We start from the raw sequence: 26,983 nt of genomic DNA on the forward strand, positions 1-26,983 counted from the left end.
GCGCCGATGGTAGTGTGGCATTCGCCATGCGAGAGTAGGACACTGCCAGGCACCCAATACAAGAAACCCCGCTCAATGAGCGGGGTTTTTTATTGGCTGCAATTTAGAAAATCGCCTGATAATTGCCCCGTTTTATTCCTCTCCCTTTGAATTCCTCGTCTTTCCCGTCGGTTTTACTCATAAAAAACAGCCATGGCAGCGCAAAATAGCGCTTTATTTCGTCGGAGATAGCCCATGTTTTGTCCAAAATGCGGCGATCAAACCCTGCAGAGTGTCAGTCCCAAAGAGTTTCGCTGTGGCTGCGGTTTTCATTTTTTCCAGAATGTGGCGACGGCTGTGATGGTGGCGCTTTGCTGGCAGGACGAGGTGCTGGTTGCGGTGCGTGCCCGCAATCCGGGCAAGGGTTTGCTGGATCTGCCGGGCGGATTTGTTGATCCCGGCGAGTCGCTAGAGGGGGCACTGGTGCGCGAGTTGCAGGAGGAGCTGGGGCTCGATGTCAGCGCTCATCCTTGCACCTATCTTGGCTCATTCCCCAATATCTATCCCTACGATGGCATCACCTATCACACCTGTGACACCTTTTTCGCCATCAAGCTGAGTGAAAAACCGGTCATCCAGCCGGCTGACGATGTGGCAGCCTGTCAGTGGCTGAAGATCAGCGATATCCCCTTGCCCCGCGTTGCTTTCGAATCGACGCGCACCGCGATGGCGCGGCTGCAGCAATCCCCTTTGCAAGCCTGATTCTTGCGGATGCCAATAGGGATTGGCAGCGACTATCCCTGTCTCATCCTTGTCCGCTTTTGTCCCGCAGACGCCATTCGTCAGACGGTGAGTGATATAGTCTGCAGTGGATCCGGATTCAAGGAGCATATCGTGAAGAAGATAGTTCTCATCTTGCTCGGCATCGCCGTAGCGGCCTTGCTGGCCATAGTGACGTTGATAAGCCTTATCGACCCCAATCAATTCAAGCCCCAACTGGCTGAACAGGTGCGCAAGAGCACGGGCCGGGAACTGGTGATGGCGGGGGAGATTGACTGGCGTTTCTGGCCGAGTCTCGGCCTCTCGCTGGAGAAGGTTGCTCTGCGCAATCCGGCCGGCTTTGCCGAGCCGGATCTGGTTCGTTTCGAACAGGGCGAGGCCTCGGTGGCCCTGTTGCCGTTGCTCTCCCATCGTCTGGAGATTGGAAAGGTGACCCTGAGTGGCGCCCATCTCTTTATCCAGACCAAGGCGGATGGCAGCTCCAATCTGAGCGGACTGATCAAGGATGCCACTGCTGATGCAAGCGAACCTGTCGTCCCCGCAACCCCTGCCCCAACCGCTGATAGCAAGCCCTGGCAGATCAGCTTGCAGGGTGTCGCGCTCTCCCAGGCCAGTGCGCTGGTACAGGATGATCGCAGCGGCACGTCGCTGCGACTGGAGCGCCTCGATCTCGATATGGGGCAGCTGGCCACCGGTCAGTGGGTACCTGTGACGCTGGCCGCCAAGGGGAGTGCCGACAAGCTCGCTTTCGACGTTAAAGGGCAGACCCAGATCAAGCTGGCGCAGGAGGTGATGGCCAGTGAACTGAAAGATCTGAGCCTCAGTGGCAGCCTGAGTGACCCGTCCCTGCGACTCGACAGTTTCTCCATCAAGGGAGACCGACTGGCCCTGGGTGAGTGGAGCAACCTCACGTTGGCGCTGAAAGGGGCCAAGGTAGAGGGGCAGCAAGCTTCACTGGCTGGTTCGCTGGAAGGAACGCTCAAGGGACGGATCGATAAAGAGATGAAGCTTGCCGAACTCTCCGATGTGCTGCTGACCGCCGCGCTGGAAGGTGATGAGCTGCCACGCCCGCAGATGAAGCTGAAACTGGCCGGTTTTGCCCGTGCCGAGCTCGACAAGCAGTTGATTACCCTGAGCAAGCTGGTGATGAGTGCCGATGAGGCGCTGTTGAGTGGTGATGGAAGCGTGCAGCTTGGTGCCGTTCCCGCAATCAGCTTCGATCTCAAGGGGGAGAAGCTGGATCTCGACAAATGGCTCGCCAAATCGGTACCGACCACGACCGCACAGGCGAAAGAGGACAAACCGGCGGCCGGTGCTTCCAATGCCGCTGCAAGTGACAATAAAGCGGTAACCGGCAAGAGCGAAGCCCTCTCCGCGGTTGAACCGGATCTGGGCGCGCTCAAAGGGGTAGATCTGGATGGTCGGTTGCAACTTGGCAGCCTGCGCCTGAAAGGCCTGGATCTCGGCGCAGTCGATCTGCAGGTGGCTCTGGCCAAGGGACTGCTGACGCTCAAACAGTTCAGCGCGACCGTGGCTGGCGGTCAGGTAAACGCGAAAGGAGTTCTCGATGCGCGCCAGCAACCCGCCACCTACAAGGTGCACAAGCAGGTGGCCGGGGTGAACATTCGTCCCTTGCTGCAGACTCTGGCCCAGAGCGATCTGCTGGAGGGCAAGGGCGATCTCGATGTGCAGGTGCAGGGGCGCGGTCTCTCTGCGTTGGCACTGCGCAACGGGATGCGGGGCAAGGTCACATTGAAACTGAGCGACGGCGCCCTGCACGGCATCAACCTGCCTGAGATGATCCGCGAGGCGCGGGCCACCCTCACCGGCAAGGGGGCCGAGCAGGTGAAGGAGGCGCGCAAGACCGACTTCAGCGCCCTCACCGCCAGCTTCCAGATTGCCGACGGCATCGCCCGTAGCAACGACATACAGCTCTTTGCCCCCGCCTTGCGGGTCAAGGGCGAGGGGCAGACGGCGCTGGTGCCGGAGAGCCTCGACTTCCTGTTCCTCACCTCCATTGTCGAGAGCAGCAAGGGGCAGGGGGGCAAGGATGTGGACGAGCTGAAGGAGATCACCATTCCGGTGCGGATCGGCGGTCACTGGCAAGCCCCCAGCTACCAGCTCGATGTGAAGGCGCTGCTTAGCAACAACAAGCTGCTGGAGGATAAGGCGCGCAAGGAGGCCGAACGCGGCCTCAAGAAGCTGCTGGGTGACAAGGCCGACAATGAAGCCGTCAAAGGGGTAGCCGACCAGCTGCTCAAGGGACTGTTCAAATAGGTGACACTTCACATGGGCTGGCGGGAGCCGCGCCAATGCTGTTAGCGGTTGACCGGATGTCAGCGCCATTGAAAAATGGCGCTGACATTTTTTATGGCGCAGTGATCTGCTGTGTCTTCATCCGGAGTCATCTCGAGTTGAACTCATGCGCCTGATCCTGCTGCTCTGCTCCCTGATCTGCTACGGCATGGCTTCTCCCGTGCTGGCCGGGCCGCTGGCGGATCGTCTGGCGGGTGAGCTGGCCAGGCAGGCTCCCGAACAGGAGCTGCCTCTTGACGAGGTGCAGCGGCTCGACCGGCGCTTGATTGCTCCCGACTCCCTCTATCCCGCCTGGCAGCGCTATCCGCTGCGCCAGCTGCAGGCCATCTATCGCTATCAGCAGGAGTGCGGGACAGAGAATGAGTTGCCTGCCGAGTGGTTGCCGCTGCTGCGGGCGCTGTGCGGCCAAAGGGATGCGCCCTCGACCAGCTGGTTTGCCGCTCACCCAATCTATCCGCTGGGCGGCTCCAGTGCGGCTCGCTGGCAGGTTGGTCATCCAGCGGCTGGGCTCAACCATCTGCTCCATGTGCGGGAGCGGCGCGATCGGTTGGGGCTGCTTGGCGAGCTCGGCGATGACAACCTCGATGCCCTGCTGCGGGGTGAGCGTTGGCTGCTGCAATCCGGCCAACTCTGGCTGCTGGCCGATCGGCTTGGTGTAACGCTGGATAGCCGGGTCGATGGCTCCTGCCAGGAGCGGGTTGGGGTGATCTGCATCAACGAGCGCCCCACGCTTGACTGGCAGTGGCTGGCGCTGGCCAGCTCCCTTGGTTTCATCTTGCTGCTGGGATGGGCCAGCTGGCAGCGCTGGCGCCTGCTGCGGGAGCGGCGCGTCGCGTTGCAGATGCTGACCCACGAGCTGCGTACCCCCATCATGGCGCTCTCCGGCATCAGCGAGGAGCTGCGCCACGATTTCGACCGGCTGCCCCCTTCCGCCCAGCAGAGCGTGGGGCAGCTGCTGGGCAGTGTCGCCCGTCTGCATCAGCTGGCACAGGCGAGCCGCCACTATCTGGCGGCAGAGACCCTCGAAGATGAGCGGGTGGCGGTCAGTCTCACCGAGTGGCTCACCCTGGCTTGCGAGCGGCATGGTGCCGCCTTCTGCCTTGAGCGGGAGATGACTCTGGCGCTCCCCTTCTACTGGCTCGATCTCGCCCTCGACAATTTGCTGCGCAACGCCAGCCAGCATGGCTGTGCACCGGTTCGGATCTGTGCCAGCTGGCAGGCGGGGCGTTTGATCCTCGCGGTCAGCGATGGCGGCGAGCTGCCGGGTTACCGGCTCGCTACCCTGCTGCGCCGCGGTGCCCGTGCCGATGGTCTGGGGCTGGGGCTTGCCATCGTACGCCATCTGCTGCGCCGTCTTGGCGGGCGCCTCGCCCTATCCGGCCCGCCCACTACCTTCACCCTGACGCTGCCCTGCCAACTCTGGAGCGACACCGAATCATGAAGACCATCCTGCTTGTCGAAGACGAGGCGCTATTGGCGGAGAACCTGCAACGCTATCTGACCCGCGAAGGGTATCGCTGCCTCTGGTGTGACACTCTGGCTGCGGCGGAGCAGCAGTGGCTGGCGGCGGATCTGGTGCTGCTCGATCGCACCATGCCGGAGGGGGATGCCCTCGACTGGCTACCCCAGTGGCTGGCGCGCAAGGCGCTGCCGGTGATCGTGCTCACCGCCAGGGTGGAGGTGAGCGATCGGGTGGCCGGGCTCGATGCGGGGGCGCGCGACTACCTGACCAAGCCCTTCTCCCACGACGAGCTGCTGGCGCGGATCCGGGCTCAGCTGCGCCAGCTGGGGGATGGCACTCAGGCGGTGGGCGGCTTGCAGCTCCACCCCGCCCGGATGCAGGCGAGCTGGCAGGATGCGGAGGTGAGCTTTACCCCCACCGAGTTTGCCCTGCTCACCCTGCTGGTGCGGATGGCGGGGCGGGTGCTGAGCCGGGAGGAGATCCTCAACCGGGTATGGGGCTATCAGGCGTTTCCCTCCACTCGCACCGTTGATACCCATATTCTGCAGCTGCGCCAGAAGCTGCCCGGACTGGCCATCGAGACGGTGCGCGGCATCGGCTACCGGCTGGAGGTGCCAGCGTGAAGCGTGCAACGCTGGCTGGGCTGCTGTTAGCTCTAAGCTGCGGCCTTCTGAACCTGGGCCTTCTAAACGTAAGCAGCGTGATGGCAACCGAACACTTTATGGAAACCGAACGCACTGACCCACTGCAACCGGCTACCCTGGCGCTGTTGCAGGGGGATAACCGGCACGCCTGGCAATCTTTGCAGCAGGCATGGCCCGCCCTCACAAGTGATGCCGAGCGCCGTAGCTGGCAGGGGATGCTGGCCGCGCTGAGTGCCCAGCACTGCGGCAAGGATTTCCCGCTCACTCTGCCTGATGGGGTGAGCGAGCTGCGCCTTGAGCTAATCCAGCGCGATGCGCCACTGTTGCGGGACTATCGGGTGCAGCTGACCGGCGAGGGGCCCATCACCGCCGCGGAACTTATCGATTCCGCTGGCCACAACCGGTTGGCAGGTGCCCAGTGGGAGGCGGAAGGGAGTAAGGGGGTCAGGGTCGTGGGGGCCGATCTGCCGATGCCTTTACCAACCGGACTCTATCAGCTACGGCTGACGGTGGCGGGCAAGGAGTGGCAGGTGGCGTTGCCGCTGCCTGCGGTGCAGGATCTGGACTGGCTCTCCCGCTCGCCGCAGGCGGTGGCCAATCCCCCCGCCAATCCCGCTTCCTGTACGCCGCTCTGGCTTGAGCAGACGGTGCTGGCCCGCCCGCAATACTCCCTGCTGTGGTGGAACCGTCTGCCTCTCGATGGCAAGGTGGGTTGGCCTGCTGCCACGCCCGACAGCTGGCGCACCCTCTCGCTGGTGCAAACCAGCCAGCGCGGTCAGCTGGTGTTGCAGCTAAGCCACAGTCAGGCGGGGCCGGTGGACTAATGGATGTCGTGATGGTCAGTTGCACGCAATCCTGACATTGGCCTGACAATCGCAGGCGGCCAATCTGCTGAAATGGCGATTCCCGTGTGTTATCAGGAATCACCGACCATGACTTTTCTTCCCGTGCTAACGAGCCGGATCCGCCCGCTGTTGCTGTTAGCGCCGCTGTTCTCCCTGCCTGTCGATGCGCTGACTCTGGCCAACGATCAGTGGCGCATCGAGTTGGATCCCGCCACCCTGGCGGCCGAGGTTGTGCTGCCATCGGGCAAGCACCTGCTCATCTCTTCTCCCGGCCCGCGTCAGCCGGTCACCGCGCTGCAGCAGGAGGGGGAGCGCGCCAGCTGGCTGACCCGTGCTGATGGCGAGGTGCGGGCCTTGGCTCGCCTCGAGGGCAATCGTCTGATCCTTACCCTGAGCCGTGTGAGTGCTGGCGAGCTGGTGTGGCCGCGGGTACCGGCAGGTGCGCAGGCGCTGATACTGCCGATCCACGAGGGATTTCGTATTCCGGCTACCCACACTGCGTGGCGCAAGGCGCTGGCGCAGGAGTATCAGGGGATCAACACCACGGATAATCTGACCCTGCCGGTGGTCGGGTTGGATTACGGTGATCAGCAGTTGGCGATCCTCTTTGCCAACCCCTTCAACAACCGGCTCACCTTTGCGCCCAAGCAAGATGGCATTGCCCTCACCGCGACCCATAGCGTCAATCGCCTCAATCTGGCTGACCCCTATGAGGTGGCAGTGTCGTTGCAACCGGGCAACGACTGGCTAGCGGCGGCCAAGGCCTATCGCAGCTGGTTGCAGGAGCGGGGCGAGCTGGTCTCGCTCGAGAGCAAGCTGGCGGCAGTAAAGGATGGCAAGCGGCTGATCGGCTCCTCTCACCTCTACCTCTGGGGCGAGCGACTGCTGGTTCCACAGGATGTGAAGAGTTGGCCCGCGCTGCGCCGCCTGATCCCCGCCGACTGGCTTAAGGGGGAGAGTAAGAGTGCGCTGCAAGCGCCCGATCTTGAGCGCAATCGCTACCTGCAAAATCTGGTATTGGCCGGAGTGGAGCAGGCGCTGGCGCAGCGTCATCCGGGTCAGCAACCGGCCGATTTCACCGCCCGGCGCACGCTGGCTGCCACGCAACTGGGGGCTGCGCTCAACGAGCCTCAGAGCTGGGGCGATGGCAGCTCGGCCAAGATGATCGCCGCTCTCAAGCAGGCTGGACTACCAAAACTCTGGTTGGGTCTGCCCCAGTGGACCGCCGGTTTTGCTGCGCCAGAGGGGATTGAACTTGCCAAACAGGCGGGCTATCTCATCGCCCCTTACGACTCTTACGATACCGCGCTGCCGGAGGGTAATCGCCAGCCGAGCTGGCTCACCGCCCAGATGGGGCAGGATATTTACCTGCGCTGCGGCATCATGCAGGAGAATGGGCGGCGCAAGAGCGGCTTTCAAAACAGCGGCGTTTACACCAATCAGGCCTGCGTGCGCCCGGTGATGGAGCAGCGCGTACCCTGGTTGCAGCAGGCGAGCCACTACAACAGCTGGTTCCTCGATGTGGCGGCGACCGGCATGGTGTTTGACGACTTCGATCCGGCCAAGCCGACCACTCAGGCGCAGGATGCGCAAAACCGGATGGCCGGGATGGCGTGGATTGCCAAGAGTCAGGGGGTGCTGGTGGGCTCCGAGGAGGGCGGGGCAGTAGCCAACCGCACCGCGGCCTTTGCCCATGGCCCCCAGACCAGCGGCTTTGGCTGGCAGGATCCCGATATGCGCCGCAACAAGCGCTCTCCCTACTATCTGGGTGCCTGGTATCCCGACTATCAGCCTGCATTTTTCTTTCGCCAGAGCCACCTAAAACCTGAGTATCAGGGGCTCTACTTTGATCCGGCGCTGCGGTTGCCGCTGTTCCAGAGCGTCTTTCACGACAGCATAGTGACCACCCATCACTGGACGATGGATAGCCTCAAATTCAGGGAGAGCCGTCAGGTCACCGAACTATTGCAGCAGCTCTACAACGTGCCGCCGCTGCTCAACCTCAGTCTGGATAGTGCCAGCGTGCGCATTCCCTATCTCAAGGGGCTCGATGCCTTCTTCCGCCCGCTGCATGAGCGGCTCTACAACCAGCCCCTCACCGGTTTTCGCTGGCTCGATAAAAGAGGAGAGGTGCAGCAGAGCGAGTTTGCCGATGGCACTCGACTGATTGCCAACTTCGGCCCGGCTACCGAGCAGGCAGGGATAAAACTGGCCGCTCAAAGCGTGCTGGCGCTGCCGCCCGATGGCAGCCAGCAGCAGTTTGTCTCGCAATCAGATGGAGCGCGTTGAAGTTGGAGCTGGTTGGTTTAGGTACTATGGTGGCGGGTAGCGATCGTGAAACTGATAGTGGAATAACAAGGATGCTTAATGAACAAACATGTGTTGATCACCGGGGGCAGTAGAGGAATTGGTGCTGCCACCGCCCGTTATCTGGCGGGGCAGGGATATAACCTTTGTATTAACTATCGGTGTGACCGGCAGGCCGCCGATGCGTTGGTGGCAGAGATTAAGGCTAACTTTGCTGTCTCCTGCATAGCCGTGCAGGCGGATATCAGCATCGAGGCAGAGGTGGTACATCTGTTTGAAGAGATGGACGAGCGACTCGGGGTGATCACTCATCTGGTGAACAATGCTGGGCTCTTGCAACCACAGATGAAAGTGATGGAGATGAGCGCTGCGCGCATCAACAAGACTTTGACCACCAATGTGACCGGCTATTTTCTTTGCTGTCGTGAGGCTGTACGGCGTATGGCTGTGGGCAGCGCCATTGTCAATGTATCCTCTGCCGCTGCCCGTTTGGGTTCGGCAGGTGAGTATGTAGATTATGCCGCTTCCAAGGGAGCGATCGATGTGCTGACCAAGGGGTTATCGTTGGAGGTCGCGGCAAAGGGAATACGAGTCAATGGTGTGCGTCCCGGCTTTATCTATACCGAAATGCATGCCGACGGTGGTGAGCCAGACCGTGTCGACAGGGTAAAGGATCTGATCCCCTTGCAAAGGGGCGGCCAACCAGCCGAGGTGGCGGCCGCTATTGCGTGGTTGTTATCGGACGAAGCCTCCTACTCTACCGGCACCTTCATCGATCTTGCCGGTGGACGCTAGAGCTTGATGCTACCGCTTATATCTGGATAAAAAAAGGGGCGCCCAAGCGCCCCTTTCTCGTTGAACCTGCTGTGGTTTATCTCACTCCCCCAGCAGTAGTTGCCAGACCGCCAGCACATGGCCTCGTTCGGTCAGTAACTGATCGTCGCTTACCTTGCGGGAGATCTCCGAGAGGTTGAGGCGATGGCCGAGGTTGCGGATCTCCAGATAGGCCTGCTTCAGCCCCTCCGCCTGCTCCAGGGTCAGCACCCCCGCCATCACGCACTCGTCGAAGATGCGCACGTTATCGGACCAGCGGGTGAGGGCATCGGGCTCGCCGCAGGCGTGGGCCAGCACCAGATACTGGGCGATAAACTCGATATCCACCATGCCACCGGGGGACTGCTTGAGGTCGAATTCGCCAGCCCCCGCTTTCAGCAGATGATCCCGCATCTTGTGGCGCATCTCGCGCACCTCGCGGGCCAGAGTCGGCAGCTCCCGCTCCCTGGCCAGCACATCGCGGCGGATACGGGCAAATTCGGCAACGATGGCATCATCGCCATAGATGGGGCGAGCCCGCACCAGCGCCTGATGTTCCCAGGTCCACGCCTCGTTTTGCTGGTATTGCTCGTAGGCCGACAGCGACGAGACCAGCAGGCCGGAGTCGCCGGAGGGACGCAGCCGCATGTCTATTTCGTAGAGGATGCCGGAGGGGGTGCGGGTGCTGAACAGGTGCAGGATCCGCTGGGCGAGGCGCAGGTAGAACTGGCGGCTGTCGATGGGCTTGCGGCCATCTGTGTAGCTGTTGGGATCGCCACCGTGCAGGAACACCAGATCGAGATCCGAGCCGTAGCCGAGCTCGATGCCGCCCAGCTTGCCGTAGGCCACTACCGCAAAGCCGCGCTGCCCGCTGGTTGCCACCTCGGGCGGTACTCCGTAGCGCTCGCTCATCTGGGCCCAGGCCTGATTGACCACCTCTTCGGTGATCGCCTCCGCCAGCCAGGTGAGGTGGTCGCTCACCTTCATCAGCGGCAGGGCGCCAGCGATATCGGCCGCCACGATGCGCAGCAGCTGCACCTGCTTGAACTGGCGCAGCGCTTCCATCTGCTGCTCCACGTCCTCTTCGGGGATGCGCAGCAGGAACTGACGCAGTTGGGGCTTGTACTGATCGAGCGGGGTGGGGTGATAGAGGTGCTGGGGATCGAGCAGTTCGTCCAGCAGGATGGGGTAGCGGGCCAGCTGTTCGCTCACCAGATGGCTGGCGTCGCACAGCCGCACCAGCTGGCGCAGGGCGCCCGGGTTTTCCGCCAGCAGCTGCAAATAGGCGCTGCGGGTGAAGATGCGGGTCAGCAGCTCACACACCCGCTCGAACAGGCGAGCAGGTTGCTCACTGGCGACCACCAGCCGCAGCAGCTCCGGCATCAGCCAGTCCAGCGCGATGCGCCCCTGCGGGCCCACCTGACGGCGCTTGTACTCCTCCTTGAAACGCAGCAGGGCGGCGCAGAGCGGGGCGGGCTCGGCCACCCCCTGCGCGGTCAGCAATTTTTCCAGCTCGGTGGCATCGAGCTCGGTGCGCCAGAGATCGAGCCAGAGCTGCTCCAGATGGGCGGGTGCCTCTTTCTCTTCCCCCACCACGGCGGCGAACTCCTGATGGACGGCGGCCATCTCCTCATCGAGATGAGCCATAAAGGCGCCCCAGTCGGCAAAACCGAGGGCGGCGATCAGCCGCTGGCGATCCCGCTCTTCGGTGGGCAGGGTCTGGGTCTGCTGATCGCCGATCTCCTGCAAGATGTTCTCGACCCGGCGCAGGAAGCGATAGGCCATCAGCAAGCGATCGCAATGGGCGGATTCGAGGGCGCCACATTGGGCGATGGCGGCCAGCGCTTCGGGCAGGTGACGCACCCGCAGCGCCGGTTCGCGCCCGCCGCGAATAAGCTGCAGCGCCTGGGCGATAAACTCCACTTCACGGATGCCGCCAGCTCCCAGCTTGATGTTGCCCTCCAGCCCCTTGCGGCGCACCTCGGCGGCGATCATCGCCTTCATCTGGCGCAGGCCGTCGATAACGCCAAAGTCGATATAGCGGCGAAACACGAAGGGGCGCAGCATCTCGGCCAGCTCCACTGCGTGTTCGAACTGGGGCCCCAGTACCCGCGCCTTGACCATGGCGTAGCGTTCCCAGTTGCGACCGTGATGCTGGTAGTAATCCTCCATGGCGGCAAAGGAGATGGCGAGCGGCCCCGCATCGCCAAAGGGGCGCAGTCGCATATCGACCCGGAACACCTGACCATCCTGGGTGGGCTGGTGGAGGGCGTTGATGATGCGCTGACCGAGCTTGATAAAGAACTGCTGGTTGGCGAGATCGCGCCGCCCGCCGACCGTGTAGCCATTTTCAGGGAAGGTGAAGATAAGGTCGATGTCCGAGGAGAAGTTCAGCTCGCCACCGCCCAGCTTGCCCATACCGAGGATCAGTAGCGGTTGCGGGTTGCCGTTGCCGTCCATCGGGGTGCCCAGTTCGCCGCACTGTTTGGTGTAGAGCCAGTCGCGGGCAGAGCAGATCAGGGCATCCGCCAGTTTGGTGAGGTGGATAAAGCTCTCTTCTACTTCAGCGTGGCCCAGCAGCTCGCGCCAGGCGGTCACCAGCATGCGGCTGCGGCGGAACTGGCGCAGGATGCGCTTGAGCGCCTCTTCATCGCTTACCTCGGCCAGTAGGGCGGTCAGATCGTGCTGGTAAGCGGGCCAGCGTTCGGTTAGTTCGAGATCACCGGAGGCGAGTAGTTCGGTCAGCAACTCTGGCTGTTTGAAGAGGGAGTCGGCGACAAAATCGGAGAGGCCGAGCAGGGTCAGCAGGGTCTGGCGAACGGGCTCGGGCAGCGAGCCATAGTCGGGGGCCAGCTCGACCAGTCGCTGCCATTGGCGCTCGGCCTGTTCTTGCAGCAGGGGGGAGAGGGCGGAGAAAGAGGGAGAGTGCTGGGCCACGGTTGCCGTCCTTGTGGTTCACTACAGCGGGTTAACGACACGAGGTTAACAACGCTGCCGGTTCAAAATGGTGGTTGCCAATCTAGCACTGTCAGGCCCCCGCGTCACAGCGCAGGGGCGAGAAGCATGATCCGGCAAATAAAAATGGGCTCCCTGTCGGGAGCCCATTGGATTGCACTGGTCATTATCAGTGGCTGTCGACCCAGACGAACTTGAGGACGAACAGCAGGGCTACCACGAGTACGCAGGGGTTGATCTCGCGCCAGCGGCCGGTGCCCGCCTTCATCACGCAGTAGGAGATAAAGCCCACGGCGATCCCCTCGGTGATGGAGAAGCTGAACGGCATCATGACGGCGGTCATAAAGGCCGGTACCGCTTCGGTCAGATCTTCCCACTTCACCCGGGTCAGCTCGGAGCACATCAGCACGCCCACATAGATAAGGGCGCCAGCGGCGGCATAGGCCGGCACCATGGCGGCGACCGGAGAGAAGAAGATCGCCAGCAGGAACAGCAGGCCGACCACGATGGCGGTCAGACCGGTGCGGCCGCCAACGGCGACGCCGGAGCTGCTCTCGATAAAGGCGGTGACCGAGGAGGTGCCCATGAAAGCGCCGCCGACGGAGCTCACGCTATCGACCATCAGCGCCTGTTTCATGCGCGGGAAGTGGCCCTTGTCATCGGCCAGCTTGGCGCGGTTGGTGACGCCGATCAGGGTACCGGAGGAGTCGAACAGGTTGACCAGCATAAAGGAGAAGATGATCCCGGCGAGGCTGATATCGAGCGATCCCATCAGATCCAGCTGGCCGAACACCGGTTCGATGCTGGGGGGCATGGAGATGAAGCCCTTGAAGGTGACATCGCCAAACAGCCAGCCCAGACCCGTGGTGACCACGATGGCGATCAGCACGGCGGAGTGGACGCCGCGGGCGGAGAAGATGCAGATCAGGAAGAAACCGAGCAGACCCAGCAGGCAGGGCAGGGAGGTGAGATTGCCCACGGTCACCATAGTCGCGGGGCTGGCCACGACGATCCCGGCGTTGTGCAGGCCGAGCAGGGCGATCAGCAGACCGATACCGGCGGTGATGCCGACCCGCAGAGTAAGCGGGATGTTGCCGATCAGCCAGTAGCGCACCCGCAGCAGGGTGAGGATCAACAGGCCCATGGCGCCCCAGAAGATGGTGCCCATGCCCACTTGCCAGGAGTAACCCATGCCCGCGACCACCACGAAGGCGAAGAAGGCATTGAGGCCCATGGCGGGGGCCAGCGCGATCGGCAGGTTGGCCAACAGGCCCATCAGGATGCTGCCGATACCGGCGATGAGGCAGGTGGTGACGAACACGGCCTGGGTGTCCATGCCCGCCGCAGAGAGGATCTGCGGGTTGACGAACACGATATAGACCATGGTCAGGAAGGTGGTGATACCGGCGATCACTTCGGTGCGGGCGGTCGTGCCATGGCCTTGCAGGGCAAACAGGCGCTCAAGCAATCCTTGCCCGGCGGCCTGATTGGCAGCTTGGTGTTGTTGATTCATGTTGGATTCCAATAGGTGACGTGAAATAAGCAGCAGGGGAACGGGCTATCCCATCCATGCGGGGTAAATTGCCCTGTTTCTGGCGGTTAAGTAACCAGACTCGTCCTGATACCGTGACAGAGCGCACATTTTCACACAGGCGGCGCCGTTTACAAACCCCGGATCTGCGAAGCAGATCAATGAATAGAGTAAAAATTCAAACGTTTGCTTTTTGAGCGTGAAAAAAGGTTCTCAGCAGAGAACCTTTTATCGAAAATTGGGGGCTTAAAGGGTTTTGAAGTAGCGCTCGACCAGCTGGGCCAGCACAGAGTCGAGCCGGTCTTGAACCTCACCCAGTTCGCGGCCGAAGCGGCGCAGAAAAAGGCTTGCCTGCTCTTCGGTTAGCTTGCGCCCCTCGATAAAGAACTCCTGCTCCGGCAACTGTTTGTCGTAGCGGGGGATCAGCACCCAGCTCACCAGCTCGGGCTCCACGGCGGCAAAAATCTTGGCGGCGGCGGCACAGAAGGTCTCTATGTGCTCCTTGCCATCCGGCCCGAGGCAACCCGGTTCAACCCGGATCTGGATGGTGAGTTTTTTCTCTATGGGGGTCGTCATCGTGCTACATCCATGCAAAGGCATCCGTCTAGGATTGTAAGTCAAAAGGCAAGAGAAAGGGGAGCCGAAGCTCCCCTCAACACGCAGTCAGCCTTATTTGGCGATGCGCTTATATTTAGCGCGATGGGGCTGGATCGCCTCGGCGCCGTAGGTCTTCTTCTTCCACTCTTCGTATTCGGTAAAGTTACCTTCGAAGAACTCGATCTTGCCCTCATCCTGATAGTCGAGGATGTGAGTGGCGATACGGTCGAGGAACCAGCGGTCGTGGGAGATGACCATGGCACAACCCGGGAACTCCAGCAGGGCGTTCTCGAGGGCGCGCAGGGTTTCGATATCCAGATCGTTGGTCGGTTCATCCAGCAGCAGTACGTTGCCGCCGGTCTGCAGCAGCTTGGCCAGATGCAGACGACCGCGCTCACCACCGGAGAGTTCGCCAACCCGCTTCTGCTGGTCGGAACCCTTGAAGTTGAAGCGGCCGATATAGGCGCGGCTCGGGAACTCGTAGTTGCCGATGCGCAGGATATCCTGACCGTCAGCGACCTCTTCGAAGACCGTCTTCTTGTCATCCATGCTGTCGCGGAACTGATCGACAGAGGCCAGCACCACGGTTTCACCCAGGGTGATGGCGCCGGAATCCGGCTGCTCCTGACCCGACATCATGCGGAACAGGGTCGACTTACCGGCACCGTTCGGGCCGATGATGCCGACGATGGCACCCTTCGGAATGGCAAACGACAGATCGTCGATCAGCACCCGATCACCGTAGGATTTGCGCAGGTTGGCCACTTCCACCACCTTGTCGCCGAGGCGCGGTCCGGGCGGAATGAACAGCTCGTTGGTCTCGTTGCGCTTCTGGTAGTCGTTGGTGTTGAGCTCTTCGAAGCGAGCCATACGGGCCTTTGACTTGGCCTGACGCCCTTTCGGATTTTGACGAACCCACTCCAGCTCTTTCTCGATGGACTTGCGACGGGCCGCTTCGGAACTTGCTTCCTGCGCCAGACGGGCATCCTTCTGCTCCAGCCAGGAGGAGTAGTTGCCTTCCCACGGGATACCTTCGCCGCGGTCCAGTTCCAGGATCCAGCCCGCCACGTTGTCGAGGAAGTAACGGTCGTGGGTGATGGCTACAACAGTGCCTTCGTAGTCGTGCAGGAAGCGCTCCAGCCAGGCCACGGATTCCGCATCCAGGTGGTTGGTCGGTTCGTCCAGTAGCAGCATGTCCGGCTTTTCCAGCAGCAGACGGCACAGTGCCACACGGCGGCGCTCACCACCGGAGAGGTGCTTGATTTTGGCATCCCAAGCTGGCAGGCGCAGGGCATCGGCCGCACGCTCCAGCTGGTTTTCCATGTTGTGGCCGCCCTGGGCCTGGATGATGGCCTCCAGCTCGCCCTGTTCGCGGGCCAGCTTGTCAAAGTCGGCATCCGGGTCGGCGTAGGCCGCATAGACCTCGTCCAGGCGGGCCATGGCGCGCTTCACCTCGCCAACGGCCTCTTCGACCGCTTCGCGTACGGTCTGCTCCGGCTCCAGCTTCGGCTCCTGTGGCAGGTAGCCAATCTTGATGCCGGGCTGCGGACGGGCTTCCCCTTCGATCTCGGTATCGATGCCCGCCATGATGCGCAGCAGGGTCGATTTACCGGCGCCGTTCAGACCCAGCACGCCGATCTTGGCGCCCGGGAAGAAGCTCAAGGAGATGTTCTTGAGAATATGACGCTTGGGCGGCACTACCTTGCCGACCCGGTTCATGGTGTAAATAAATTGAGCCATTGGCTAATTCTCTTCCTTTTCAGCAAGTTAATGTCTTGGCATTAACAGACTGATGTCGTGGTGGGGCCAGGTCGACACAGGTCAACCGGGTTCCAAAAAACCCGTCGATTGTAAACCAACGGACGAGGGGGGGCAAAGGTGGCACCCGGCTATATCCCCCCTTTGCCGCAGCGGTCACGCCTTGCTGCATCAGCCGTGCAATTTGGGCATGATGTGGGCTGCCGTTTTGTTCCGGAGCCGTCATGAACCCATCTCCTCAAGCCCCCTCACTGGCCGACTTTCTCTGCACAATGGGATTGGACGCCGCGCTGAGTGAAGCTCTCTGCCAGCGCTTGCCACGGCAGACGCTGCGCGCCGGTCAGGCACTGTTGGCGCAAGGGGCAGAGCAGGAAGCTGCCTTCTATATCGAAGCGGGCATCGCTCGCGCCTGCCACTACACCCGGGACGGACAGGAGCGCTGCAAGGAGTTCTACTTCGAAGGGGAACTCTGCCTGCTCTATGACAGCTGGCTCACGGGATCGATCGCCCGCTATCAGCTGGAGGCGCTGACGGAGCTGCAGGTGGTGCGGATGCCGCTCACCCTGCTGGATGAGCCCGCCTGGCAGCCGGTCTGTATGGCTCTGCTACGCCAGCAGCTCGGTAACAAGGAGCGCAAGGAGGCGTTTTTGCTGCTTCACTCTCCCGAGGAACGTTATCGGGAGCTCTGTCACACCTTCCCCCACTGGCCTGCGCGGCTCACTCAGGTGCAGCTCGCCAACTACATCGGTATCAGTCCGGTCACTCTGTCACGGATCCGCAGGCGCATTAACACGGGTTAATGCCGCTCTCCGACCATCCCCTCATGCTGCGCCATCCAAATGACGGATGAGGAGTGGATGATGTCGCTGTTTCTGTGGTCGCAGCTGGTGGTGAGCCTGGCCTTGTTGCTCGATCTGTTGTCGTTTCAGTTGCGGGATCGCCGCAGGATCCTGGCCTGTCTGGCCCTCTCCTGCGCCCTCAATGCCGGTCACTTTGCCCTGCTCGGGCAGTGGTCGGCCGCCAGCCTGTTGCTGCTGGCCAGCGTGCGCTTTGTTGTGAGTATCTGGCTGGTTCACCGCATCTTGATGTGGCTTTTCATGGGATTGGCCTGTGCGGCGGCGCTGGCGACCTATCAGGGCCTGATCTCATGGATCGGGCTGCTGGCGAGCCTGCTGCAAACCCGGGCCGCGTTTTGCACCGACGATCGCCTGTTGCGGCGCTGGATGCTGCTCGGTACCCTCTGCTGGCTGGTTAACAATCTGCTGGTGGGCTCACCGGTCGCCGCGCTGATGGAGGGGCTGTTTCTGGTCAGCAATCTGGTTGGCTACTACCGCCACTATGGCTTCGATTATTGGGGGGCGTGGCCGCCACAGTGGCCGCAGAAAGAGGCGTGTGCCGCCTTCCGATCGGGCGAGCTCCTGATTTTCCGCTCAGGGCTGCTTGTGGCCAGCGAAGTAGAGCACCCGTTTCACATACTCCTGGGTCTCGTCATAGGGCGGGATCCCGCCATAGCGCACCACCGCTTTTTCCCCGGCATTGTAGGCCGCCGAGATCAGCACCCAGTTGCCATCGAAGCGGCGATCCAGCCATTTGAGATAACTGACGCCGCCCTTGATGTTCTGTGCCGGATCAAAGGGTTGGGTGACACCAAAACGTTGCTGGGTTTCAGGGATCAGCTGCATTAGCCCCTGAGCATTCTTGGGTGAAACGGCGCGGCTGTTGAGATTGGATTCGGCGATGGCAATCGCCAGTACCAGCCGGGCATCCACCTTATGGTGTTTGGCGGCGTGACGCAGCATGCTGACCAGTTTTTGCTTGGCGGGGGGCTGGCGGGCAACCCAGGTGTCGACATTGAAGGGGGTGGAAGGGAGCCCGGCCAGATAGCTACCCTGCCCGCCACGGATCCCAATGCCGCACTTATCACCCATGGGGGCATTGCCGATGCGGGCGTTGTAGTAACGGGCGGCCTGTCGGTTACCAAGGCGCATTGCCATGGCGAGGTAGCTGTTGGCCAGCTTGGCGCTGCGTACCGAGGCGGGGCCGGTGGCGAGCAGGCGGCCGATCCGGAAATATCCTTCGGGATTGCCGGTGCTGGCGGCGACACAGTAAAGGGCGATGGCCTTTTGCAGATTGCCGTGTTGCTGGGCCACTTGACCCTGCTTGATCGCCGTCAGCGCCTTGGGGGCCTGTCTGAAATCCCTGCCCTGTGCCATCGCCTGCGGCGTACCTGCCAGTAACAACGACAAAAAAAGCAGCAAAAACAGTCCGTTTTCGCTGATGTGCCTCATGGGTTATCTCCTGTTTGAGTACAGAAGATATAGAGGAACATGGCTGCTATCGCCACGAACCCAGTGGATCCTGTTGTTATAGCCGGTTGATTTCAGAGAGCAAAACGGTATGGAACTAATGGCATTGCGAGAGTTTCACACCATTTTTCATCCGGTTAGAAGTCGTGGTGATACTCCTGCTCATCCTGCACGGCAGGCGGAAGCGTGCGATAGAAGCTGCCAACTTCGCTGACAACCCAGAGCGAAAGCAGGGCCAGCAGGTTGAGCAGGGGAAGCAGAGAGTGGTTCTGGGTCAGGGCATAGGCCGCAATGGCGGCACCGGTCAAAAGCAGGGTTCGGATCATGAGGTGGCTCCTTGTCGTCATGGGGGTGTTGCGTGGCCACGGACAGAGCGCCTGGGGTCGGGAGTTGTTCCCGGGTGGCACGAAGCGCGCTGAGTATATCGCGTCATGCCGCTGCCGATCCGTGGTGTCATCACACTTTCCATAGTCATGGGTTTCGTATCGAGTTGAGCCCCGCTAGGTGCGGGGCCAGTAATGGTTTGACGGTCAGAAGAAACCGCCGTTGTTATCGTCACTGTCGGCCCAGCCGCTACTCTGGCTATCGTCGTCGAGAAAATTGCTGCCAGCATCGGGAGGTGAATCCCAGCCGTCCCAGCGCACCGGTTCCGCATCGACCGGATTGGCGATGGGCGCTGGCTCTATGATGTCGATGATCTCCTCGGGCCGATTGTTGTGAAACAGTCCGCCGATCATATCGGCCAGCATCACGCCACCGGCCACACCGGCGGCGGTTTGCAGGGCGCCCCCTAAAAAGGAGCTGGCACGGGATGCTGGCTGGGCAGAAGCGGTTGCCGGTGGTGGCGTAAAGCGCGGGGGCGGGCTGCTTTCGCTACCAAACAGGCCGGAGAGAAAACTGCCACCACTTGGGGTGCTCTGGCTGGCTTCCAGCTCCTTGACCCGCTCGTTGAGGCGAGTAAGGGCTGCCTGCTGAATTAGCAGCGCCTGGGCCATGTAGTAGGGGGCGTCGGGCTGCTGGGCCAGATGCTGGCGGATCAGCTGATCCGCTTGTGGGTCTCGCTTGCTATCCCTGGCTTGCGCTTGCTTGAGGCGGTCGAACAGTCCATCGATCAGACCCTGTTCCTGTGATTGCATCTCAAATCCTCGCTATGGTGCGCAGACAGTGCGTTTAGCCATCCTAAAACCCGCGGGGCATCAGTGGTATCTGATTAACTCATCAATGACCGAGGGGTTACCCGCGCTCGTCAGCGGGCGGGCCGGTAGTAGTCGAGATACCAGCGGACAAACTCGGCAACACCTTGCTTTAGAGGCGTAGCGGGGCGCAGGCCGGTGAGGGTGTGCAGCGGCTCGCTGTCGGCCCAGGTGGCGTGCATGTCGCCTGCCTGCATCGGCAGCATCCGCTTGATGGCGGGCTTGCCGATGGAATCCTCCAGCGCCTCGATAAAATCGAGCAGCCGCACCGGCTGGCCGTTACCGATATTGAGGATGCGGTAGGGGGCTGCGCTCTCGGCCATGTTATGCTCGCTGGCGTGCCAATCGGGATTGGGGCGGGGCGGCTGATCGGCGACGGCGAGGATCCCCGCGACGATGTCGTCTATGTAGGTGAAGTCGCGGTTGAGAGCGCCGTGGTTGTACACATCGATAGGCTCACCCGCGAGGATGGCGCGAGTGAACTTGATGATGGCCATGTCGGGCCGCCCCCAGGGGCCGTAGACGGTAAAGAAGCGCAGCCCTGTGGTGGGCAGGCCATAGAGCGCCGAGTAGGCGTGGGCCATCAGCTCGCCACTCTTCTTGGTGGCGGCGTAGAGGGAGACCGGGTGATCCACCCGCTGTGCGGTGGAGTAGGGCATCTGATCCCCCATGCCATAGACCGAGCTGGAGGAGGCGTAGATGAGGTGCTGAATCCCGTGGTGACGACACTCCTCCAGCACCGTCAGCATGCCGGTGAGGTTGCTGTCGGCATAGGCGAACGGATTGTCGATGGAGTAGCGCACCCCCGCTTGCGCCCCCAGATGGATCACCCGCTCGAAGCGGTGGCGGGCAAACAGGGTCGCCATCGCCTCGCGATCCGCCAGATCCAGCCGCTCGAAGTGAAAATGGGGGAAACTGGCCAGCTGGGCCAGCCGCGCCTCTTTCAGACTCACCTCGTAGTAGTCGTTGAGGTTGTCGAGCCCCACCACCTGATGACCTGCGGCGCACAGCTTGCTGGCCACATGAAAACCGATAAAACCGGCGACGCCGGTAACCAGATAGATCATGGTTGAGTCTCCGGGTTGCAGCTGGTGTTGGCAGGCTGCTTTTTGGCGGGAAGATGTGGCCGCCCGATGGCGTGATAGTCAAACCCGAGCTCGCTGAGCTGGCGCGGGTCATAGAGGTTGCGGCCATCGATGATGACGGGCTGATTGAGCAGGGCTTTCAGCTGCTGGAAATCGGGGGCGCGAAACGCCTGCCACTCGGTACAGATCAGCAGGGCATCGGCCCCTTCCAGTGCCGCCTCCTGAGTGGGGCAGAGCAGCAGATCCGGCCGCTGGCCGTAGATCTGGCGGGCACGCCCCATCGCCTTGGGATCAAAGGCCTGCACCCGGCCACCGGCAGCCCAGATGGCGGCCAGCAGCGGGCGGCTCGGCGCATCGCGCATATCGTCGGTGCCGGGTTTGAACGCCAGCCCCCACAGGGCGAAGGTGCGGCCGCGCAGATCCGGGCCGAAGCGGGTCAGCAGGGTTTGCGCCATCTTCAGTTGCTGGCGCTGGTTGACCTGCTCGACCGCCGTCAGCAGCGGGGCGTCGCAGCCGACACTCGCCGCGGTATGGCGCAACGACTTGATATCTTTGGGGAAGCAGGAGCCGCCGTAGCCGCAGCCCGGGTAGATAAAGTGGTAACCGATGCGGGGATCGGCCCCCATCCCCTGGCGTACTGCCTCGATATCGGCCCCCAGCTGCTCGGCGAGGGCTGCCATCTCGTTCATAAAGGAGATCTTGGTGGCCAACATAGCGTTGGCAGCGTATTTGGTAAGCTCGGCGCTGCGCAGATCCATCACCACGATCCGGTCGTGATTGCGGTTGAAGGGGGCGTAGAGGGCGCGCAACTGCTCAAGCGCCCGCTCGCTGTCACAGCCGATGATGATGCGATCCGGCCGCATGCAGTCGTTGACCGCCGCCCCCTCCTTGAGAAACTCGGGGTTGGCCGCCACCTCGCAGGCGAGGGTCAGCCCACGCTCGGCCAACTGCTGCTCAATGTGTTCCCTTACTTGTTGCGCCGTGCCGACCGGTACTGTGCTCTTGGTCACCACCAGCTTGGGGTGGTTCATCAGTCGGCCTATGGTGTCGGCCACCGCCAGCACATGTTGCAGATCGGCCGAGCCATCCTCGTCAGCCGGGGTGCCCACGGCGATCAGCAGCAGGTCGCCGTGTGCCACGCCAATGGCGGGATCGACCGTGAAGCTCAAGCGGCCGCTGGCCAGATGACTCTCGACCAGCGTGGCCAGCCCCGGCTCATAGAAGGGGATCTGCCCCAGCCTGAGGGCGGCGATCCGCTCGTCATCCACATCCACGCAGCAGACCTGATGGCCCACCTCGGCCAGAACGGCGGCCTGCACCAGCCCGACATAGCCTGTGCCAAAAATGGTGACCTTCATGAAAAGTGCCTCGTGCTGTGAATGGGGGGATGGCGCGCTTAAACCGCGGCATGCTGCATCTTGGTGCAGCGAGTGTCAATGCCAGATGACAGGCACCAGAATGGGGCGTTCAGCCTGACTGTTGTGATCCTTTTCACAAAAAATAGACTGGACCCCATAACGAAGCCCTGTGGACAGGGCTCGCAGCCCGCCCGCAACGGCAGGCGACAGACACTCTCTCTTTACTTCGCTTGGATACAGGTTATGGACAACACCTCGATTCGCACTGCCCATCCTATTTATGAGGATGTGCTGGCCCTGCTGACGGCGGCCGGCTTTGTTTCCCTCGGCATCTTTCTGTTTCATCAGGTTGGCCTGCTCACTGGCGGTACTGCCGGGCTGGCGCTGCTGCTGCAAAAGGTGACCGGCATCAGCTTCGGCCTGCTGTTTTTCGGCATCAACCTGCCCTTCTATGCGTTGGCATGGTTGCGGATGGGGCCACGTTTTACCTTCAACACCTTTGTCTCGGTGGCGGCAGTCTCCTACATGACCGATCACCTCAACGGGGTGTTGCAGATCGGCAAGATAGAGCCTCTCTATGCGGCGCTGATCGGCGGCACCCTGATCGGCATGGGGCTGCTTATTATGTTTCGTCACAAGTCGAGTCTGGGGGGCTTCAACATTCTGGCGCTCTTTATTCAGGATCGCTTTGGCATCCGGGCGGGCAAGCTGCAGATGGGGCTCGATTGCGCCATTGTTGTTGCCTCGTTTTTCGTGGTGCAGCCCTGGATCCTGGCGCTCTCCATCGTGGCGGCAGTTATCTGTAATCTGGTGTTGACACTCAACCACAAGCCGGGCCGCTACCAGATTGCCTGACAAGCGGCAGCCGTGGCTCGATAAGACAAGCGTGACCCGATAGCACGAGGCGGCCTGATGGCCGCCTCGTCTGTTTCTCCTCTGGTGTTTTTCGCTGCGCCTAGCTCGCCTGTTCCAGCCTGCTGTCGCCGCTCGTAGCGTTGCCATTGATCGCGTTGCCACTGATGGCGCGATCACCAGCTGCGAGCGGGGTGTGGCAGGCCACCTGATGATGGGCCTCATCACACGCCTCAAGCTTGGGCGCCTTGCTTTTGCACAGCTCGGTCGCATGGGGGCAGCGCTGGTGGAAGTGGCAGCCGCTTGGCGGCGAGATGGGGGAGGGCACATCGCCGGTCAGCAGAATGCGCTGGCTGCGCCTGCGTGGATCCGGCACCGGAATAGCGGAGATCAACGCCTGGGTGTAAGGGTGGCGCGGCGCCAGGTAAAGCGACTGGGCATCCGCCAGCTCGACGATCCGTCCCAGATACATCACTGCAATCCGATCCGAGATATGTTTGACCACCGACAGATCGTGGGCGATGAAGATGATGGAGAGGTTCATCTCTCGCTGCAGGCTGAGCAGCAGGTTGACGATCTGCGACTGCACCGAGACATCGAGGGCCGAGACCGCCTCGTCGCACACCAGCAGCTTGGGCTTGAGGGCGATGGCGCGGGCGATGCCGATCCGCTGGCGCTGACCGCCGGAAAACTCGTGGGGGTAGCGATCCACTGCACTGCCCGGCAGGCCCACTTTTGCCAGCAACTCCTGCACCCAGCCGCGCCGCTGCTCAGTGTTGCCTTTACCGTGGATGATAAAGGGCTCCTCCAGGATCTGGCCCACGGTGTGGCGGCTGTTGAGAGATTCTGCAGGATCCTGAAACACCATCTGCATCTCCTGGCGCAGGGAGCGCATCTCCTTCGGGCTGAGGGCGGTGATATCGCGCCCCTCGAAGGTGATGGTGCCTGCGGTCGGCTCGAACAGCTTGAGCAGGCTGCGCCCGAGGGTGGACTTGCCGCAGCCCGACTCACCCACCAGCCCCAGCGTCTCCCCCTGTTTCAGGTCGAAGCTGATGCCATCCACCGCGTGAACCGTATATTGCTTGCGCAGGAACCCGCCTCCCAGCCGGAAGTGCTGTTTCAGATCCCTGACCGATAACAGAGTGCTCATACGGTCAACTCCTTCCAGTAGTGACAGGCGACATGGTGGCGCAGATTTAACTGCTCCACCGCCGGAATGGCGCTGATGCAGAGATCGGTCGCATGGGGGCAACGGTTGGAGAAGCGGCAGCCAGCGGGCATCTCGTGCAGGGCCGGTACCTGTCCCTTGATGGTCTTGAGCAGGCTCTTGGGCTCATCCTCAAGGCGCGGGATCGAGCTCATCAAGCCGTGGGTATAGGGGTGACGGGGATGGTCAAACAGCTCGAATACGTCGGCCTGCTCTACCGCCCGCCCGGCGTACATCACCACCACTTCGTCGCACAGCTCAGCCACTACCCCGAGATCGTGGGTGATAAAGATGATGGCCATCCCGGTCTGGGCTTGCAGCTCTTTCATCAGTTCGAGGATCTGGGCCTGAATGGTGACATCCAGCGCCGTGGTCGGCTCGTCACAGATAAGCAGGTCTGGCTCGCAGGAGAGCGCCATGGCGATCATCACCCGCTGGCGCATACCGCCGGAGAGGTTGTGGGGATAGACCGCAAAGCGCTGGGCCGGTTCCGGGATCCCCACCTTCTGCAGCATGGCAATGGCCGCGGCTTTGCGTTGGGCCTTGTCATACTCGGGGCGGTGGAGGCGAAACACCTCCATCAGCTGCTCCCCCACCGTCTGCACCGGGTTGAGGGCCGTCATCGGCTCCTGAAAGATCATCGAGATGCGGTTGCCGCGCACCTTGTACATCTGATCCGGCGCAAGCGACAGCAGCTCCTCCCCCTGAAAGCGGATGGAACCGGCTACCACTTGGCCATGGGGCTTGGGCAGCAGCCCCATGATGGCGAGCGAGGTAACGCTCTTGCCACAACCAGACTCACCGACGATCCCCAGCGTCTGACCCGGGGCCACCTTGAAGCTGACCCCGTCGAGCACCTTGATCTTGCCGTCATCGACGGCGAACTCCACCTCGAGATCGCGTACTTCGAGGATTGGGGCTGGGTGCTGGCCGCTATCAGCGGCGAACTCCCCCCCGTTATCCGGTACGTCAAGAATGGGGGCCTGGGTGTTGGGCATAACGGCTGCTCCCTTCGCAATGGCCTGAATATCAATGACGTGCATAGGTCTTGTCGAGCAGGTTGATGGGCGCCAGCGCCTCCCCTGCCTCCTTGGCGTTGCGGGTCTCTTCCTTCACCTTGGGATCGAGCCAGAGCAGACCGCCGCTACTGTGAGGATAACCGTCCATCGGCCAGTAGAGCAGATCCGGCGTGTTCTTGGTGGCAGGAACTTCCGGCAGCATCACATAACGCCAGCTGCTGGCCCGCACATAGTTGAGCTGCACCCCGGGCACGAAGATGGCGAGATCATAGATGCGCTGCTGGATCTGCTGGGAGAGCTTGGCCCGTTTGGCCATGTCGAATTCGACGTTGTAGGCATCGATCAGCGCGTCCAGCTCCTTGTCAGTCACGTTGAACAGGTTGTTGGTCTGCGGTTTGTTGGCGTTGGCGGAGTGGAAAAACTCCCAATATTGCGGATAGAGACCGCCGCCGCCCCAACCGAGCCAGGCCGCCTCGTGTTTCTTCTCCAGCATCACCTTGAAGCCGGTGGCGCCATCCACCAGATTGAGCTCCAGATCCAGACCCGCTTTCTTGGCCTCTTCTTTCAGCACGGTCAGTCGCTTGGAGTGCTCCTGACTGGTGTAGGTGAGTGCCAGCGTCAGCCGCTCACCCTTCTCATTTTGCAGGATGCCGTCCGGCCCCGGCTTGTTGTAGCCGCCCTTGGCAAAGTACTCCCGCGCTTTGCCAATGTCATAAGCCCGCTCCGGCAGCGTGATGTCAGTGAACTCGCCAAAGCCCGAGTCGAAGGTGGTGGCTCTGTCATAGTCGCCGCGCAGCACGGTCTCGATCATCTTGTCGATATTGAAGGCGTGCTGGATGCCGAGGCGCACGTTTACGTCCGCCAGCTTGGGGTTGGCCACATTGAGGTGCACCCCCTGACCGCCCTGTTTGGTGTCGGTCATGGCCATCACCTTCTGCACGTAGCCTTTTTTGTACTCCGGGGTGACCGCTTTTTCATGCCACCAGTTGGGCAGGATCATCTCGAAGGTATCGATCTCCCCTTTCAGGAAGTGGCGGAAGGCGATGTTGTGGTCGCGGATCACCTGCACCTTGATGGTGTCTATGTTGAATCTGTGCTGGTTGTAGCGATCGTCTTTTGCCCACCAATCCTTCTGCTTGCTGAAGGTGACCGACTTGCCCTTCTTGACGTCGCTGATCACGTAGGGACCTGTGGTGGGCACCACGGCCCAGTTGTACTGTTTTACCCAGTTGGGGGTCAGCTTGTAGTAGTGCTTGGGCTGGGGCCACAGCTCGGTGGTGTTGAGCAGGTCCATCTTGGCTTTGCGGTTGCCCGCTTTGACCATAATGGTGTGGTCGTCGATCTTCTCTACCGCTACCACTTCAGTGGTGTAGTAGTTGTTGAACCAGGGCCCCTTGATGTGTTTGGAGCGCATCATCTCGTAGCCGAAGGTGTAGTCGTCAGCATTGACCGGCTTGCCATCCGACCATTTGGCTCGCGGATCCAGCTTGAAGTAGACGGTCTGGCTGTCTGGCGCGATGGCCCAGTGGGTCGCGAGCGAGGGGATGGGGTTGCCGGTATTGGGGTGGAAGCTGATGAGTCGCAACTGGTTATCGAGAATAAAGGAGCGGAACGATCCGTTGGAGTCAGGCCCCACGGTGCGAAACGTCAGCGGAAAGCTCTCCACAAACATATTGAGGCTGCCGCCCGACAGCGCCTTGGGGGAGGCGAACACAGGATCCGTGTCGTTGGTCTCCCATTTGAGATCCGCGGGCAGGCTGGCCGCCCAGACCCAGGATCCGTTTACCAGCACAAAGAGAGCACCTATCCATTTGATTTTATTTTTCATGTTTGACTTCCAGGTCTGGCCCCTGCACTGGGGGTCTTGATTGATAACGGGATTATCCCTTGCTCCCGGGACCGCCGATGGCGGCGGCCCGTCCTTCATTAATCACTGTTCGTTACCCGACGCCTGCTGATGCGCGCTGGTACCGTCT

The 26,983-nt window shown here is 61.5% G+C and carries 21 protein-coding genes and 1 pseudogene; 10 read left to right on the plus strand and 12 right to left on the minus strand.

Annotated features, from left to right (window positions below; all coding sequences use genetic code 11):
* The first annotated feature begins 234 nt into the window (after positions 1 to 234).
* The 7 genes from AB5Y76_RS03475 to AB5Y76_RS03505 all read left to right on the plus strand — a co-directional run bounded on the left by AB5Y76_RS03475 (position 235) and on the right by AB5Y76_RS03505 (position 9,128).
* A complete protein-coding gene (locus tag AB5Y76_RS03475) occupies positions 235 to 741 on the plus strand; it encodes an NUDIX domain-containing protein (RefSeq protein ID WP_263717024.1) in 507 nt (168 codons plus the stop codon).
* Positions 742 to 873: 132 nt separating this feature from the next.
* Entirely contained in the window at positions 874 to 3,036 is a 2,163-nt protein-coding gene (locus tag AB5Y76_RS03480; RefSeq protein ID WP_263717023.1) for an AsmA family protein, read from the plus strand.
* A 145-nt stretch (positions 3,037 to 3,181) separates the two neighbouring features.
* Positions 3,182 to 4,516 (plus strand): HAMP domain-containing histidine kinase, encoded by a 1,335-nt coding sequence (locus tag AB5Y76_RS03485; RefSeq protein ID WP_263717022.1) that lies wholly within the window; start codon positions 3,182 to 3,184, stop codon positions 4,514 to 4,516.
* On the plus strand, positions 4,513 to 5,160 hold the full coding sequence (locus AB5Y76_RS03490) for a response regulator transcription factor (protein WP_005335461.1): 648 nt from the start codon (positions 4,513 to 4,515) through the stop codon (positions 5,158 to 5,160). Before AB5Y76_RS03485 ends, AB5Y76_RS03490 begins: the two co-directional genes overlap by 4 nt.
* An 80-nt stretch (positions 5,161 to 5,240) precedes the next feature.
* Positions 5,241 to 6,005 (plus strand): DUF2861 family protein, encoded by a 765-nt coding sequence (locus AB5Y76_RS03495; RefSeq protein WP_263717021.1) that lies wholly within the window; start codon positions 5,241 to 5,243, stop codon positions 6,003 to 6,005.
* Between the two features lie 108 nt (positions 6,006 to 6,113).
* Positions 6,114 to 8,315, plus strand: a complete 2,202-nt coding sequence (locus AB5Y76_RS03500) for a glycoside hydrolase (protein ID WP_263717020.1) — start codon at positions 6,114 to 6,116, stop codon at positions 8,313 to 8,315.
* A 78-nt stretch (positions 8,316 to 8,393) separates the two neighbouring features.
* Positions 8,394 to 9,128 carry an SDR family oxidoreductase gene (locus AB5Y76_RS03505; RefSeq protein ID WP_263717019.1) on the plus strand — a complete coding sequence of 245 codons (735 nt, stop codon included), beginning with the start codon at positions 8,394 to 8,396 and terminating at the stop codon, positions 9,126 to 9,128.
* Positions 9,129 to 9,209: 81 nt separating this feature from the next.
* On the opposite strand, the gene glnE is transcribed toward AB5Y76_RS03505, so the two are convergent.
* The 4 genes from glnE to ettA form a co-directional block, all read right to left on the minus strand.
* On the minus strand, positions 9,210 to 12,083 hold the full coding sequence (glnE, locus tag AB5Y76_RS03510) for a bifunctional [glutamate--ammonia ligase]-adenylyl-L-tyrosine phosphorylase/[glutamate--ammonia-ligase] adenylyltransferase (RefSeq protein WP_263717018.1): 2,874 nt from the start codon (positions 12,081 to 12,083) through the stop codon (positions 9,210 to 9,212).
* Between the two features lie 187 nt (positions 12,084 to 12,270).
* Entirely contained in the window at positions 12,271 to 13,614 is a 1,344-nt protein-coding gene (locus AB5Y76_RS03515; protein WP_139443107.1) for an NCS2 family permease, read from the minus strand.
* A gap of 264 nt (positions 13,615 to 13,878) precedes the next feature.
* Positions 13,879 to 14,208, minus strand: a complete 330-nt coding sequence (locus tag AB5Y76_RS03520) for a hypothetical protein (RefSeq protein ID WP_005343410.1) — start codon at positions 14,206 to 14,208, stop codon at positions 13,879 to 13,881.
* A gap of 93 nt (positions 14,209 to 14,301) precedes the next feature.
* Positions 14,302 to 15,969 carry an energy-dependent translational throttle protein EttA gene (gene ettA / locus AB5Y76_RS03525; RefSeq protein WP_005338959.1) on the minus strand — a complete coding sequence of 556 codons (1,668 nt, stop codon included), beginning with the start codon at positions 15,967 to 15,969 and terminating at the stop codon, positions 14,302 to 14,304.
* A 242-nt stretch (positions 15,970 to 16,211) separates the two neighbouring features.
* On the opposite strand from ettA, the gene AB5Y76_RS03530 reads away from it, so the two are divergent.
* On the plus strand, positions 16,212 to 16,787 hold the full coding sequence (locus AB5Y76_RS03530; protein ID WP_368177675.1) for a Crp/Fnr family transcriptional regulator: 576 nt from the start codon (positions 16,212 to 16,214) through the stop codon (positions 16,785 to 16,787).
* A 57-nt stretch (positions 16,788 to 16,844) separates the two neighbouring features.
* Positions 16,845 to 17,409, plus strand: a pseudogene (locus AB5Y76_RS03535) (YgjV family protein).
* Between the two features lie 8 nt (positions 17,410 to 17,417).
* Here AB5Y76_RS03535 and AB5Y76_RS03540 read toward each other — a convergent pair.
* From AB5Y76_RS03540 to AB5Y76_RS03560, 5 genes are all read right to left on the minus strand, one after another.
* Positions 17,418 to 18,275: a lytic transglycosylase domain-containing protein gene (locus tag AB5Y76_RS03540; RefSeq protein WP_368177676.1), complete on the minus strand. Its 858-nt coding sequence runs from the start codon at positions 18,273 to 18,275 to the stop codon at positions 17,418 to 17,420.
* A gap of 155 nt (positions 18,276 to 18,430) precedes the next feature.
* A complete protein-coding gene (locus AB5Y76_RS03545; protein WP_368177677.1) occupies positions 18,431 to 18,619 on the minus strand; it encodes a hypothetical protein in 189 nt (62 codons plus the stop codon).
* Positions 18,620 to 18,823: 204 nt separating this feature from the next.
* Positions 18,824 to 19,429 carry a DUF2076 domain-containing protein gene (locus tag AB5Y76_RS03550; RefSeq protein WP_331377837.1) on the minus strand — a complete coding sequence of 202 codons (606 nt, stop codon included), beginning with the start codon at positions 19,427 to 19,429 and terminating at the stop codon, positions 18,824 to 18,826.
* A 110-nt stretch (positions 19,430 to 19,539) separates the two neighbouring features.
* Positions 19,540 to 20,553, minus strand: coding sequence for an NAD-dependent epimerase (locus AB5Y76_RS03555; protein WP_368177678.1), 1,014 nt, complete (start codon positions 20,551 to 20,553; stop codon positions 19,540 to 19,542).
* Positions 20,550 to 21,929 carry a UDP-glucose/GDP-mannose dehydrogenase family protein gene (locus tag AB5Y76_RS03560; protein ID WP_368177679.1) on the minus strand — a complete coding sequence of 460 codons (1,380 nt, stop codon included), beginning with the start codon at positions 21,927 to 21,929 and terminating at the stop codon, positions 20,550 to 20,552. Before AB5Y76_RS03560 ends, AB5Y76_RS03555 begins: the two co-directional genes overlap by 4 nt.
* A 243-nt stretch (positions 21,930 to 22,172) precedes the next feature.
* Between AB5Y76_RS03560 and AB5Y76_RS03565 the strand changes: the two genes are divergently transcribed.
* Positions 22,173 to 22,784 (plus strand): YitT family protein, encoded by a 612-nt coding sequence (locus tag AB5Y76_RS03565; protein WP_005349421.1) that lies wholly within the window; start codon positions 22,173 to 22,175, stop codon positions 22,782 to 22,784.
* Between the two features lie 100 nt (positions 22,785 to 22,884).
* On the opposite strand, the gene AB5Y76_RS03570 is transcribed toward AB5Y76_RS03565, so the two are convergent.
* Genes AB5Y76_RS03570 through AB5Y76_RS03580 form a run of 3 tightly spaced genes read right to left on the minus strand, consistent with a single transcriptional unit; the run spans position 22,885 to position 26,835 of the window.
* The gene (locus AB5Y76_RS03570) at positions 22,885 to 23,931 is read right to left on the minus strand and encodes an ABC transporter ATP-binding protein (protein ID WP_263717010.1); all 1,047 of its coding nucleotides are present in this window, start codon (positions 23,929 to 23,931) and stop codon (positions 22,885 to 22,887) included.
* Entirely contained in the window at positions 23,928 to 24,986 is a 1,059-nt protein-coding gene (locus AB5Y76_RS03575; RefSeq protein ID WP_236356742.1) for an ABC transporter ATP-binding protein, read from the minus strand. Before AB5Y76_RS03575 ends, AB5Y76_RS03570 begins: the two co-directional genes overlap by 4 nt.
* Positions 24,987 to 25,017: 31 nt before the next feature.
* The gene (locus AB5Y76_RS03580; RefSeq protein WP_263717009.1) at positions 25,018 to 26,835 is read right to left on the minus strand and encodes an extracellular solute-binding protein; all 1,818 of its coding nucleotides are present in this window, start codon (positions 26,833 to 26,835) and stop codon (positions 25,018 to 25,020) included.
* Positions 26,836 to 26,983 lie beyond the last annotated feature (148 nt).

Source organism: Aeromonas sp. R1-2 (assembly GCF_040908505.1).
GTDB classification, from domain to species: domain Bacteria; phylum Pseudomonadota; class Gammaproteobacteria; order Enterobacterales; family Aeromonadaceae; genus Aeromonas; species Aeromonas veronii.

Coding starts and splice junctions, on each gene's coding strand:
- AB5Y76_RS03505 (WP_263717019.1), top strand. CDS start 8,394: ATGAACAAACATGTGTTGATCACCGGGGGCAGTAGAGGAATTGGTGCT.
- AB5Y76_RS03545 (WP_368177677.1), bottom strand. CDS start 18,619: ATGATCCGAACCCTGCTTTTGACCGGTGCCGCCATTGCGGCCTATGCC.
- AB5Y76_RS03530 (WP_368177675.1), top strand. CDS start 16,212: ATGAACCCATCTCCTCAAGCCCCCTCACTGGCCGACTTTCTCTGCACA.
- AB5Y76_RS03520 (WP_005343410.1), bottom strand. CDS start 14,208: ATGACGACCCCCATAGAGAAAAAACTCACCATCCAGATCCGGGTTGAA.
- AB5Y76_RS03565 (WP_005349421.1), top strand. CDS start 22,173: ATGGACAACACCTCGATTCGCACTGCCCATCCTATTTATGAGGATGTG.
- AB5Y76_RS03575 (WP_236356742.1), bottom strand. CDS start 24,986: ATGCCCAACACCCAGGCCCCCATTCTTGACGTACCGGATAACGGGGGG.
- AB5Y76_RS03540 (WP_368177676.1), bottom strand. CDS start 18,275: ATGAGGCACATCAGCGAAAACGGACTGTTTTTGCTGCTTTTTTTGTCG.
- AB5Y76_RS03500 (WP_263717020.1), top strand. CDS start 6,114: ATGACTTTTCTTCCCGTGCTAACGAGCCGGATCCGCCCGCTGTTGCTG.
- AB5Y76_RS03550 (WP_331377837.1), bottom strand. CDS start 19,429: ATGCAATCACAGGAACAGGGTCTGATCGATGGACTGTTCGACCGCCTC.
- AB5Y76_RS03555 (WP_368177678.1), bottom strand. CDS start 20,553: ATGATCTATCTGGTTACCGGCGTCGCCGGTTTTATCGGTTTTCATGTG.
- AB5Y76_RS03515 (WP_139443107.1), bottom strand. CDS start 13,614: ATGAATCAACAACACCAAGCTGCCAATCAGGCCGCCGGGCAAGGATTG.
- AB5Y76_RS03495 (WP_263717021.1), top strand. CDS start 5,241: ATGGCAACCGAACACTTTATGGAAACCGAACGCACTGACCCACTGCAA.
- AB5Y76_RS03580 (WP_263717009.1), bottom strand. CDS start 26,835: ATGAAAAATAAAATCAAATGGATAGGTGCTCTCTTTGTGCTGGTAAAC.
- AB5Y76_RS03560 (WP_368177679.1), bottom strand. CDS start 21,929: ATGAAGGTCACCATTTTTGGCACAGGCTATGTCGGGCTGGTGCAGGCC.
- AB5Y76_RS03485 (WP_263717022.1), top strand. CDS start 3,182: ATGCGCCTGATCCTGCTGCTCTGCTCCCTGATCTGCTACGGCATGGCT.
- AB5Y76_RS03490 (WP_005335461.1), top strand. CDS start 4,513: ATGAAGACCATCCTGCTTGTCGAAGACGAGGCGCTATTGGCGGAGAAC.
- ettA (WP_005338959.1), bottom strand. CDS start 15,969: ATGGCTCAATTTATTTACACCATGAACCGGGTCGGCAAGGTAGTGCCG.
- AB5Y76_RS03570 (WP_263717010.1), bottom strand. CDS start 23,931: ATGAGCACTCTGTTATCGGTCAGGGATCTGAAACAGCACTTCCGGCTG.
- AB5Y76_RS03475 (WP_263717024.1), top strand. CDS start 235: ATGTTTTGTCCAAAATGCGGCGATCAAACCCTGCAGAGTGTCAGTCCC.